Genomic DNA, 10,742 nt, shown 5'->3' with positions numbered 1-10,742 from the left:
CCGGCCGGCGGCGCTCCGCGCGCGGCGGGCGCGGCGGGTGCGACCGGAGACGAGGCGGGCGCGCCGGAAGGGGAGGAGGGAGCGGCGACCGCGGGCGCCTCGGAGACCTGACCCCGCGCCCCGGACGGCGCGTCCGCGCGTACTGCGCGGGCGCGCCGTCCGGCGACGGGTCTGGCACGATCGGACGCATGTACGACCGCTTCGCCGACGAGTACGCCGCGCACGCCGAAGTGAGCCCCCACAACGCGCTCTACGACCGTCCGGCCGTGCTGGGCCTCGCCGGGGACGTGCGCGGCATGACCGTGTTCGACGCCGCGTGCGGGCCCGGCCTCTACGCCGCCGAGCTGCAGGAACGCGGGGCCCGGGTGCTGGGCTGCGACGCGAGCCCGAGGTTCGTGGAGCTGGCCCGCGAGCGCACCGGGGGCCGCGCGGACCTGCGCGTCCACGACCTGGCCGAGCCGCTCGACTGGGTTCCGGACGGGACGGCCGACCTGGCCGTCCTCGCCCTCGCGATCCATTACCTGGACGACCGCGTCGCGCTGCTCAGGGAGCTGCGCCGCATTCTCGCGCCGGGCGGGGCGCTGGTGCTGTCGACGGAGCATCCGACGTCGAAATGGCTGCGGCTCGGCGGCTCCTACTTCGACGTGGCACCCGTCGAGGAATCGCTCAGCGACGAGCGCGACTGGCCGATCCGCGCCTGGCGCATGCCGCTGACGGACATCTGCGCCGAATTCCGCCGCGCCGGGTTCCTGATCGACGAACTCCTCGAACCCCGTCCCGTTCCGGAGATGGCCGAAAGCCATCCCGACGACCACGCTTCGCTGAGCCAGGTCCCGGCCTTCGTGGCCTTCCGGCTGATCCCGCGTCCCGGCCGGGCGGGGGCCGCCGCCTAAACTGGCCGGGTGCCGTCCCGCAGCGCGCCCGCCGAACCGGTCACGCCCGATCCGCCGGGCACGATCGACCGCCCGCTGCTCACCCAGTCCTGGCTGGACGTGACGATGGTGCACTGGACCGCCGACCCCGCCGACGTGGCGAGACTCCTCCCGGCGGGCACCCGGCCGGACACCTTCGACGGCGCCGCCCACGTGGGCCTGATCGCCTTCCGGATGCACCGCGTCGGCTGGCTCCGGTTTCCCGGCGTCCCGTATCTCAGCCGTTTCCCCGAGACGAACGTCCGCCTTTATTCGGTGGACGGGAACGGCCGGCGCGGCGTCGTGTTCCGCTCCATGGACGCCTCGCGCCTCGTCCCCGTGCTCTTCGGGAGGATCGGTTTTGGGCTGCCTTACCTGTGGTCGCGGATGTCGGTCCGGCGCGTCGGCGACACCGTCTCCTATATCGGTTCGAGGCGCTGGCCGGGGCCGCGCGGCGCGGGCTGCAGAATGGTCGTCCGCGTCGGGGAGCGGATCGATGAGCCGACGGACCTGGAGCATTTCCTGACCGCCCGTTGGGGGCTGCACAACGCCTCATTCGGCCGGACGATGTTCCTGCGGAACGCCCATCCGCGCTGGCCGCTGCACCGCGCCGAACTGCTGAAATGCGATGAGGACCTGGTGGCCGCCGCCGGGCTGCCCGCACCGGGCGGCGAACCGGTGAGCGTCCTGTACTCGCCCGGCGTCCCCGCCCGTTTCGGGCTGCCGTCCGGCCCCCTGCGCGCCGACGCCTGACCCGTCAGGCGCCCTCGATCTCGATCCGGACGCCCCGGCTCCCGCCGGCGGCGTGGAGTTCCAGCACGCGGGCGGCGAAGCCGGGCGGGACGTCGAAGAGCAGGTAGCCGCTGAAGGACGAGCCGGCGGGCAGTGGCCGGGACGCCGCCCGCACGTACTTCTTCGAGCGCGACGGGCTGAGGAGCAGCGAACCGGACCGCTCGCCGTCGCCGCCGCGCAGGCGCTGCGCCGCCGCGTCCAGGCGGAGGGGCGCGGAGCCGGTGTTGGCCGCCGTCAGCCGGACGCGGCACCAGGCGCCCGTGGCGGCGATCCCCTTGACCTTCACGCCGCACCGGGGGCCGGACGCGGTGAACGCCAGGTCGCCGTCCTGGACCGGGCTGCCGAGGGCGCCCCGGACGGGCGCGGTGGCGTGCCGGTGGAGGGCGTAGGCGCCGCCCGCCAGCGCGGCTGCAAGCAGCAGCACCAGCGTGGTGAGGAGCAGCCGCGGGCCCGCCGTCCGGCCGCCGAGGAGCCGGATGTCCCGGATCGCCAGCCAGCAGATCTGGAGGGTCGCGGCGAGGTCGGCCACGCCGATGAGCGGCAGCAGCCACCCCGCGGCGGACCGCCGGTAGCTGTTCAGGATGAGCAGGACGGCGAACGCGGCCAGCGCCTGCATGCCGAGGACGGCGCCGAACGCCCGCACGATCCGCGGCACGGCCCGGACCGGCTCCGCCTGCACCGGCGGCCGCGGGTCGTAGGCGGGCCAGGCGACGGGCCCGGGCGGGTCAGGGCGGGTGGTCTGCGCGTCCGACACCGGCCCACCGTAGGGGGGTGCCGATTTCATGATCGGCTTTTGGCCTGAACCGGCCGGACGCGGTGCAGAGCGGGGCGGGATCCCGCCCAGTGGACCCATGGGAAAGGCGGTAAGTTCTGCGCCATGGGGGACTATTGGGGCCGGTCTGTCCGTGTCGTCGCGGGGGCCGCGGTCCTCGCCCTCGCGCTCGCGGCGTGCCAGCGGTCCGCGACGGAGAAGCCCAAGGGAGCGGCTCCGCCCGCCCCGGCGCCGCCCGGCCCGGCGGCGCCCGCCGTGGGGCAGCGGCCGGACACGGCGGCGGTCTGGCGGAAATGGGGCCTGAAACCGCTGGTCCCCGCGCCCGCGCCGCCGGTGGACAAGCCGCTCGAACTCCCGAGGAAGGGCCCGGCGAAGGTCTTCGAGAGCGTCCCCACGAAGGACCGCGTCGTCTTCGTGACCCTCGACGACGGGCAGGAGAAGGACCCGAAGTTCGTCGAGATGATGAACGAGCTCAAGGTCCCCGTCACGATGTTCCTCACCAAGGACGACATCCAGGACGACTACGGGTACTTCAAGCCGCTGCAGGCGCTCGGCAACCGCGTCCAGGACCACACCCTCACCCATCCGGTGCTGCCCACGCTCGGCCTGGAAGGGCAGAAGCACGAGATCTGCGGCGACCGCGACGCCCTCACCGAGCAGTACGGGACGGCGCCGACGCTGCTCAGGCCGCCCTTCGGCCGGTGGAACTCGCTGACGCAGCAGGCCGCGCGCGAATGCGGCATCAGCGGCATCGTGATGTGGCGGGCGTCGATGCAGATCCATGACTTCCAGTACGACGACCCGAAGAAGGAACTGCATCCGGGCGACATCCTGCTCGCGCATTTCCGGGGCCCGAAGCAGCTCAAGGGCGAGACGATGACGCGGATGTTCGCCGATCTGCTCAAGCAGATCGAGAAGCGCGGGTTCAGCGTCGCGCGGCTGGAGGACTACATCAGCGTTCGATGAACACTCGGACGCTCTTCACCGTCGGGTCGGCGGTGTCGGGGATGACCATTCCGGCGTCGACGCCGGTCCGCAGGTAGTCGATGACGGGGCCGGTGATCCGCTCGCCGGGCAGGACGGCCGGGATGCCGGGCGGGTACGGGGTGATCATCTCGGCGGAGACGCGGCCGGCGGCCCGGTCCGCGGGCACCTGCTCGGCGGGGCCGAAGAACGCGTCGCGGGGCAGCACGACCTGTTCGAGCCGCAGCTCGGCCGGCGGCGGCACCTTCACCTCGGGGGCGCCGGTGAGCGAGCCGACGTTCGCGCGCAGGTCGCGGAACGCGGCGAGGAGCTGCCCGACGGTGTCCTTGTCGTCGGCGAAGGTCAGCTGCGCGCTGATCCGGCGGTGGTCGGCCAGGTGCATGTTGATGCGGTGGTGGTCGCGCAGCCGGTCGGCGACGCGGTAGCCGCTCGTGCCGAGGCCGGCGAGGTCGACGACGATCGGCAGCGGGTCGAGGTCCCGGGCGAGGCCGGGGCCGGTGAACTCGTCGCGGCCCTGCACGTCGAAGCCCATCTCCGCGAGCTCGGAGCGGGCCTGCGCGGCCAGCTCCAGCGCGTTGCCGAGCAGCTCGCGGCCGTGCTCGACCATCTGCCGGCGCCACCCGTCCAGGCCCGCGTACAGCAGGACGGACGGGCTGGTCGTGCCGAGCAGGTCCTCGCGGGCCTTCAGCACGTCCGGGTCGACGAGATGCCCCTGCAGGTGGAACACCGAGCCCTGTTCGAGGCCCGCGCCCATCTTGTGGACGCTGGTCACGCACACGTCGGCGCCGGAGTCCATCGCCCAGGTCGGCAGGTCGGGGTGGAACGGCAGGTGCGCGCCCCACGCCTCGTCCACGATCAGCGGCTTGCCCCGCTTGTGGCACTCCTCGGCGATCGCCGACAGGTGCGCGCACGTCCCGTAGGGGGTGGGGCTGGTGACGAGGGCGCCCTTGGCGTCGGGGTGCTCGTCGAACCGGGCGGCGTAGGCCCCGGCGGACGGCGGGTGGGCGAGGTGCCGCTCCGCGTCCCACTCCGGCTCCACCCAGATCGGGCGGATGCCGGCCAGGATGAGCCCCGACACGACGGACTTGTGCGCGTCCCGCCCGACCAGCAGCTTCTCGTGCGGCCCGGCGACCGAGAGCATCGCGCTCTTCACCGAGAGCGAGCTTCCGCAGGTGGAGAAGAACGTCTTGTCGGCGTGGACGGCGTCCGCCATCAGCTCCTGCGCGTGCTCCAGGACCCCGTTGCTCGACGTCCGGTCGTCCAGCCCCGACATCGCGAGCAGGTCCGACCGGTACACGGCGTCGCCGAGCACCTCGCGGGCGCGGGGGTCGGCGCCGCGGCCCTGCTTGTGGCCGGGCGGGGTGAACGGGACCTGGCCCTCCCGGTGGTAGGCGGCCAGGGCTTCCAGAACGGGGGCTCGGGAGTGGTCCATCCCGGGCGTGTTCCCCGCAGCGGGACGCTCTAACGGCGCGCCGGGCCGCACGGGCGGACGAACCGGTGGAGGACCGGGCGGCCGAACCGGCGGACGACCAGTGGGACGAATGGGACGGCCGACACCGGGTAGGGCGAACGTCATGAACGATCGCATACCGGCCGAGGCGGAGCTGGCCTGGGAGGACTTCCACCGGCTCGTCAACATGACGTCCGACGAGCTGCGCACCTGGCTGCTCACGGACGCCTCGGGCGAGGAGGCGTTCCCGGCGGAGCCGGAAACCGGCGTCTCCGAGCTCGGCGCCCGTGTGGTGGACCTGCTGCGCAAGCGGAAGGTGGACCTCACCGACGGCGACGCCGACGTGATGCGGCAGGTCGTGGACTACGTCGAGGAGCACCTGGACGCCCCGCCGCCGGACGGCGCGAGCAACGAGCGGTGGCGGCACGAGCTGATGACGGTGGGCCACGACCCGCTGCGCCCCGAGCCGTCCAGCGCATAGGAGGGGACCATGCCGAACCCGCAGCAGCCCGAGATGAGGCGGTCCGGCCGGACCGCCGTGACCGAGGAGCCGGCGCCGGAGGCCACCGACCCCAAGGCGACGCGGGCGAAGGGCCACGCGCACGGCACCGACAAGGGGAACAAGGGCGGCGGCAAGGGCGGCGGGACACCGCCGGACCAGCAGCCCCCGCACCCCGACTAGCGGACAGGCGCCGAGGCCGCCCCGGACTCCCGGGGCGGCCTCGGCGTGCGGCTCACCGGGAACGGGCGTGCGGCTCACCGGCGGCGGGCGGGCACGGGCGGAAATGGCGGGCACGGGCGGACACGGGCGGACAGGGACGGGTAGGGACGGAAGGTGCTGGAGCTTTCGGCGGGGCAGGGGCTCGTGCAGATCGGGGAGCTGCTGCTCGCCCTGGTGCTGTCGGCCTGCATCGGCCTGGAGCGGGGGCTGCGCAACAAGAGCGCGGGGCTGCGCACGCACACCCTGGTCGGGCTGGGCGCGGCGCTGTTCATGCTGGTCAGCAAGTACGGGTTCCAGCACGCGCCGGGGCCGGTGTCGTTCGACCCGTCGCGGGTGGCGGCGCAGATCGTGTCGGGCATCGGCTTCATCGGCGGCGGGCTGATCTTCGTCCGGCGGGACGCGGTGCGCGGGCTGACGACCGCGGCGGTGGTGTGGGTGACGGCGGCGGTCGGGATGGCGGCGGGCGGCGGCCTGTGGCTGCTGGCGATCGCGGTGACCGGCGGGCACTTCCTGGTGGTGTACGGGCTGAGCGCGCTGTCGCGGCGGCTGCCGATGGAGCGGTTCCAGCCCGCCGGGGTGGCCCGGCTGCGGCTGGTCTACCGGGACGGGCGGGGCGCGCTGCGCCGGGTGCTGGTGGAGTGCACGCAGCGCGGGTTCGCGGTGCTGGAGGCCAACGTCGACCGCGAGTACCTGCCGGACGACTCCGACCGCGGCCGCGACGAGCGCCGCGACCGGGACGAGGCGACCGGGCGGCACGGCCCGTGGAACGCGGTGGTGACGCTGGTGCTGGAAGGGCCCGGCTCGATCCCCGACCTGGCCGCGACGCTGGCCGAGCTGCCCGACATCGTGGGGGTCACGGTCGGCTCGGACCACGACGACGACAGCGCGTGACCCGGGGGCCGGGGGATCCGCTAGGGCGCCTGGGTCTGCGGGCGGTAGCCCTCGTCCTCGCCGCCGGGGGCCTCGGCCTCGGCGTTCGGGGGGTCGGTCTTGCTCGGGGTGTGCTCTTCGGCGAAGTCGTCGTCGACCTCCTGCGGCGCGCCCGCCTCGGCGCGGCGGTCGGCGAGCGGTTTGTCCTCGTCCCGCTTGTGTTCGGCCATGGGGTTCCTCTACTCGGGTGGGCGGCGAATAAACGCTTAGGGTGAAGGCATGTTGCACGGGCGGGACGAGGAACTGGCCGCGATCGACCGGCTTCTCGGTCAGGTCCGCGAGGGGCGCGGTCGGACGCTCGTACTGCGCGGCGAGGCAGGCATAGGCAAGACCGCCCTTCTCGACCATGCCGCTGCGGAAGCGTCCGGCATGCGGGTGCTGCGCGGTACGGGCGTCGAGTACGAGAGCGGGATGCCGTACGCCGGTCTCCACATGCTTCTGAGCGGGCATCTGGACCGGATCGATTCGCTGCCCGGCGCACAGGCGCGCGCACTGCGCAACGCCCTCAACATCGGCGCCCGCCAGGACACCGACGGCGGTGACCGGTTCCTTGTGGGGCTGGCCGTCCTGACGCTTCTGGCCGACCTCGCCGAGGAGAGGCCGCTGCTCTGCCTGGTCGACGACGCGCACTGGCTGGACGGCCCGTCCGCCGAGGCGCTGCTGTTCGCCGCGCGGCGCCTGGAGGCCGAGCCCGTCGGGCTGCTGTTCGCGGCCCGCGACATGGACGCGCCGGAGTTCCCCGCGCCCGGCCTGCCCGAGGTGCGGCTGCGCGGGCTCGACCGGGCCGCCGCCACCGAGCTGCTCGCCCGGCACGCCGCCGAACTGCCCCGGCACGTCCACCACGAGATCCTCGCGGCCGCGATGGGCAACCCGCTGGCCCTCCTCGAACTGCCCGGGCTCCGGACGCAGGCGCACGACGCGTCCTCGGCGTACGAGCGGATCCGCCGCTCGTACGCCGAGAAGATCGCCGCGCTGCCGGAGCCGTCCCGGACGCTGCTGCTGCTCGTCGCGGTGGACGACGCGGGCGGGATCCCCGCGATCATGGGGGCGGCGGAGCGGCTCGGCGCGTCCGTCGACGACCTGGAGCCCGCCGAGCGACGCGGCCTGCTGCGCCCCACCGCGGACGGCCGGCTGGAGGTGCGGCACCCGATCGTCCGCACCGCCGCGTACGGCGGGGCGCCCCTGAACCTGCGCATCGCGGCGCACCGCGCCCTCGCGGAGACGTACCGGGAGCGCGGCGACCACTGCCACCACGCCTGGCACCTGTCCCGGTCGGTGACCGGCCCGGACGAGGCCGTCGCGGCCGTCCTGGAGTCGACGGCGTGCGCCGAGCGGGAGACCGGCGGCAACGCCTCCGCCGCCGCGATGTACGAGTCCGCCGCCGCGCTCAGCCCCGACCCGGCCGCGCGCGGCCGCCGCCTGGCCGCCGCCGCGCGCGCGTACGCGTTCGCCGGGCTGACGGAGCGGGCCGTCGAGCTGGCCGCGCGTGCCGAGGCCGATCTGGACGATCCGGTGGCGCGCGCCGACCTGACGCTGATCCGCGCGTCCCTCGCCGACGAGCAGGACCGGACGAAGGAGGCGTACCGGATGTTCGCGGAGACCGCCGCGTCCGTCGCCGAGCTGGATCCCCGCCTGTCCGGCTACCTGTTCTTCCAGGCCGCGGGCGCCGCGGCGAACGCGGGCGACTACGCGGCCGTCGACGCCATCGCGACACGCGGCACCGAGCTGGACCTGCCGAACGCGTCCCATCTGCGCGCCCTGTCCCGGGTGTTCGCGGGGCAGAACCCGCTCGCCGCGCCCGGCGACATGACCGGGGGCGTCGCCGCGCTCCGCGAGCTCATGGCCGCGATGAACCTCTGCTTCGGCCCGCGCGACCGGGTCCGCGTCGCCCTGTGGCACATCCTGATCGGTGACCTGGAGGGCGCCGCCGAGACGGCCGCCGAGCTGGAGGCGCGGTACCGCGCGCAGGGCGCGATCGGGCTGCTCGCGCCCATCCTGATGATCCGCGCGCGGGCGCGGCTGATGCTCGGCCACCACCGCGACGCGCGCACCGCCGCGACCGAGGGCCTGCGGATCGCCGCCGACACCGGGCAGCACCGCATCCGCGTCTACCTGGAGACCGTCCTCGGCCTCCTCGCCGCGATCGAGGGCGACGAGGAGCGCTGCACCGAGCTGACCGAGGAGGCGCTGGCCCGCGCGGTGCCGCCGAGCAGCGTGCACGCGGCGGCGGCGCGCGGGCTCCTCGATCTCGGTCTCGGCCGCCACGAGGCCGCGCTGTCCCGGCTGTCGGACGTGGTGAGCGGGCCGAACCCGCAGGGCGCGATCGCGAGCCTGCCCGACCTCGTCGAGGCCGCCGTCCGCGCGGGCCGCCCGGAGCCGGCGAAGGACGCCGCCGAGTGGTACACCGCCTGGGCCCGGCAGATCGGGCGGCCGTGGGCGCAGGCGATCGCGCTGCGCTGCGCCGCCCTCCTCGCCCCGGACGACGCGGCGGACGCGTTGTTCGCGCAGGCCGTCGAGCTGCACCGCAAGGGCGGCACGCCGTTCGAGCGGGCCCGCACCGAGCTGCTCTACGGCGAGTGGCTGCGGCGCTCGCGGCGCCGCAACGACGCCCGCGCCCAGCTCCACTCGGCGCTGGAGGCGTTCGAGCGGCTCGGCGCGGCGCCGTGGGCGGAGCGCGTCCGCACCGAGCTGCGCGCGGCCGGCGAGAGCCTCGCCGCCGCCGGCGCGGACGCCGGGCGCGACGATCTCGCCGCCCGCCTCACCCCGCAGGAGCTCCAGGTCGTCCGGCTCGCCGCGGCGGGCCTCAGCAACCGGGAGATCGGCGCGCAGCTGTTCCTCAGCCCCCGCACCGTCGGCTACCACCTCTACAAGGCGTATCCGAAGCTCGGCGTCGCGTCACGAGGCGAGCTCCCTCACCTCGACCTCACCTGAGCAGGCGGGCCGGGGTGACCTGGTGGGAGTGGAACACGAGGTCGAGGAGGGCGCCGGGGGACGAGCCGGACATCGCGTGGTCCGCGTCGTCCTCGGGACGGTAGCCGGGGCCGATCACCCGGATCGGCGCGGGGGCGGCGAGCCAGGCGGCGACCGCGGCCGGGCGCGGTCCGCGCAGGTCGAGCAGGTAGTGCGGCGGGCCCGCCTGCCCGAGTACGGCGTCGCCGAACGCGGCGGGCGGCGGGGGGACCGGGACGCCGCCGTGCACCGCGCCGTGGTCGAACGTCAGCCCGACCGCCAGGTAGCCGTCGCCGAGCTCCTTGCGCAGGTGACCGCCCGTGTTCGTGCGCTCGGACGGCCCGCTGGTGACGCGCTCGCCGCTCGCCGCGTGCGCGATGCCGCCCCAGTAGACGACCTTGGAGCGCGTCCGCTCGTGCCACCAGAGCAGGTTGGCCGCCATCCGCCGCTCGCTGAACGGGATGATCTCCTCGTACGGCAGGCCGTGGAAGTGGTGGAAGTCCACGATCGCCTGGGCGGCGTGCACCGCGAGATCGTCGCCGGGGATGTCCTTGACCAGCGCGTACGCCTGCTCGGCCCGGTCGGTGAGGGAGCGCTTGGCGGGCTCGCGGCGGAACCGGTCCACATGCTCGTCGATGTCGCCGTCCGGCCGCAGCGGCGCGTACAGCTCCCGGATCTCGCCGAGCCTGCCGGGGGCGGCCCGCCGGACGTGCTCGGTGACCAGGTCGTACGCCGATGCCCGGACGGTGGTGAAGTTCATCCCGAACACCCGGACCGGGTCGCCGGGGTGGTCCTCGTTGAACCGCCGGATCCAGAGCAGCGCGTCGAGCACCTCCTCGGTCCGCCACGGCAGCCACGCGTCGGACAGCAGCGCGCGCGGGTCGCCCTCGCCCGTCCGGACGTACGCGTCGAGGCGCAGGCCGCTCGTCCAGTCCTCCTCCAGGGCGAGCGTCCTGAACCCCAGTTCCTCCACCAGGAACCGCAGGACGCGGTGCTGGAGCACGAACAGCTCGTGGGCGCCGCGCGTCGCCGCGCCGAGGCCCGCCACGCGCGCGCCGCCCGCCGCGTCCCGCAGCGGCTCCAGGTCGCCGAGCGGCCCGTCCGCCGAGCCCGCGGCGACGGGCCGCGCCTCCTCCGCGATCCAGCTCGTGACCGCGTTCTCCCCGCTCATGCCGTCTCCTCTCGTCGTCGCCGACGCTAGGAGCCGGGGAACCGGCCGGGCATCCGTCACCC

11 protein-coding genes are annotated in these 10,742 nt (G+C 74.8%); 7 read left to right on the top strand and 4 right to left on the bottom strand.

All coding sequences use genetic code 11. From position 1 onward, the window contains the following. Window positions 1–188 precede the first annotated feature (188 nt). Entirely contained in the window at window positions 189–893 is a 705-nt protein-coding gene (locus amrb99_RS11890) for a class I SAM-dependent methyltransferase (RefSeq protein ID WP_190855911.1), read from the top strand. Window positions 894–902: 9 nt separating this feature from the next. Further along, window positions 903–1,664: a DUF2071 domain-containing protein gene (locus tag amrb99_RS11885; protein ID WP_347256644.1), complete on the top strand. Its 762-nt coding sequence runs from the start codon at window positions 903–905 to the stop codon at window positions 1,662–1,664. Between the two features lie 4 nt (window positions 1,665–1,668). On the opposite strand, the gene amrb99_RS11880 is transcribed toward amrb99_RS11885, so the two are convergent. Further along, a complete protein-coding gene (locus amrb99_RS11880; protein ID WP_190855908.1) occupies window positions 1,669–2,457 on the bottom strand; it encodes a DUF4352 domain-containing protein in 789 nt (262 codons plus the stop codon). Window positions 2,458–2,580: 123 nt separating this feature from the next. Here amrb99_RS11880 and amrb99_RS11875 point away from each other — a divergent pair, with 123 nt between their 5' ends. Further along, on the top strand, window positions 2,581–3,441 hold the full coding sequence (locus amrb99_RS11875; RefSeq protein ID WP_190855905.1) for a polysaccharide deacetylase family protein: 861 nt from the start codon (window positions 2,581–2,583) through the stop codon (window positions 3,439–3,441). Here amrb99_RS11875 and amrb99_RS11870 read toward each other — a convergent pair. After that, entirely contained in the window at window positions 3,428–4,891 is a 1,464-nt protein-coding gene (locus amrb99_RS11870; protein ID WP_190855902.1) for an ornithine decarboxylase, read from the bottom strand. The genes amrb99_RS11875 and amrb99_RS11870 overlap by 14 nt on opposite strands. Window positions 4,892–5,033: 142 nt before the next feature. On the opposite strand from amrb99_RS11870, the gene amrb99_RS11865 reads away from it, so the two are divergent. The 3 genes from amrb99_RS11865 (at window position 5,034) to amrb99_RS11855 (ending at window position 6,521) form a co-directional block, all read left to right on the top strand. After that, window positions 5,034–5,390: a DUF3140 domain-containing protein gene (locus amrb99_RS11865; protein WP_190855900.1), complete on the top strand. Its 357-nt coding sequence runs from the start codon at window positions 5,034–5,036 to the stop codon at window positions 5,388–5,390. Between the two features lie 9 nt (window positions 5,391–5,399). Next, window positions 5,400–5,591 carry a hypothetical protein gene (locus tag amrb99_RS11860; RefSeq protein ID WP_173097109.1) on the top strand — a complete coding sequence of 64 codons (192 nt, stop codon included), beginning with the start codon at window positions 5,400–5,402 and terminating at the stop codon, window positions 5,589–5,591. A 153-nt stretch (window positions 5,592–5,744) separates the two neighbouring features. Further along, window positions 5,745–6,521: an MgtC/SapB family protein gene (locus amrb99_RS11855; protein ID WP_347256643.1), complete on the top strand. Its 777-nt coding sequence runs from the start codon at window positions 5,745–5,747 to the stop codon at window positions 6,519–6,521. Window positions 6,522–6,541: 20 nt separating this feature from the next. On the opposite strand, the gene amrb99_RS11850 is transcribed toward amrb99_RS11855, so the two are convergent. Then, window positions 6,542–6,730 (bottom strand): hypothetical protein, encoded by a 189-nt coding sequence (locus amrb99_RS11850; protein ID WP_190855897.1) that lies wholly within the window; start codon window positions 6,728–6,730, stop codon window positions 6,542–6,544. Window positions 6,731–6,779: 49 nt separating this feature from the next. Between amrb99_RS11850 and amrb99_RS11845 the strand changes: the two genes are divergently transcribed. Beyond that, window positions 6,780–9,491 carry a helix-turn-helix transcriptional regulator gene (locus tag amrb99_RS11845; protein ID WP_190855895.1) on the top strand — a complete coding sequence of 904 codons (2,712 nt, stop codon included), beginning with the start codon at window positions 6,780–6,782 and terminating at the stop codon, window positions 9,489–9,491. Here amrb99_RS11845 and amrb99_RS11840 read toward each other — a convergent pair. Next, complete coding sequence (locus amrb99_RS11840) at window positions 9,484–10,680, bottom strand: erythromycin esterase family protein (RefSeq protein WP_190855893.1); 1,197 nt, start codon at window positions 10,678–10,680, stop codon at window positions 9,484–9,486. The two genes, amrb99_RS11845 and amrb99_RS11840, sit on opposite strands and share 8 nt — an antisense overlap. Between the last annotated feature and the right edge of the window lie 62 nt (window positions 10,681–10,742).

This window comes from Actinomadura sp. RB99 (genome assembly GCF_014706005.1).
Classification (GTDB): domain Bacteria; phylum Actinomycetota; class Actinomycetes; order Streptosporangiales; family Streptosporangiaceae; genus Spirillospora.
This window is presented reverse-complemented; position numbering and strand designations above follow the sequence as displayed.